The organism is Lelliottia sp. GFLA7 (assembly GCF_056490165.1).
In genome coordinates this window covers 1-416 of sequence record NZ_JBWLAQ010000104.1, presented here as the reverse complement: position 1 = coordinate 416, position 416 = coordinate 1, and the positions used below count along the sequence as shown (strand labels likewise).

Genomic DNA, 416 nt, shown 5'->3' with positions numbered 1-416 from the left:
CGACTGACCCGCGTTGCCACCGAGATTCGGCTGCGAGTAAGTCCTTCCGTCGGGGCCGATGTACGTGCCCGTCACCGGATCGTACCGACGTGCCGCCGTCGTGGCACCTGTCGTGACGGGACCCGGCACCGGCTTGTCGGTCGCGGACGCGACCGGCTGCGGCGGACCCTGCCACGGGTTGGTGCCCACCGGGACATAGCCGTCACGACATGCGTCCGGGGTCGGTCCACGCTTGCCTGGGTACTCCATACACGGCAGGTTGCGTGCACCGCGGATCGCATTCGGGTCGGACTGGTCGACCTTGCAGAACAGGTCACCCGGAGTGTCGACCAGAGTTTCGTCGGCCGGCGATCGCCACTGATCCGGCGGCAGGAAGCCCGTGGTGCACGGCGGCGGATCGTTGAGCTCCATGTGGA

Annotated in this window: 1 protein-coding gene; it reads right to left on the bottom strand. The window is 68.0% G+C overall.

What is annotated here, in order from left to right; translation table 11 throughout:
* Positions 1 to 416, bottom strand: a 416-nt coding sequence (locus AC07RN_RS21370; protein WP_478337281.1) for a hypothetical protein, incomplete at both ends; no start/stop codon positions are given.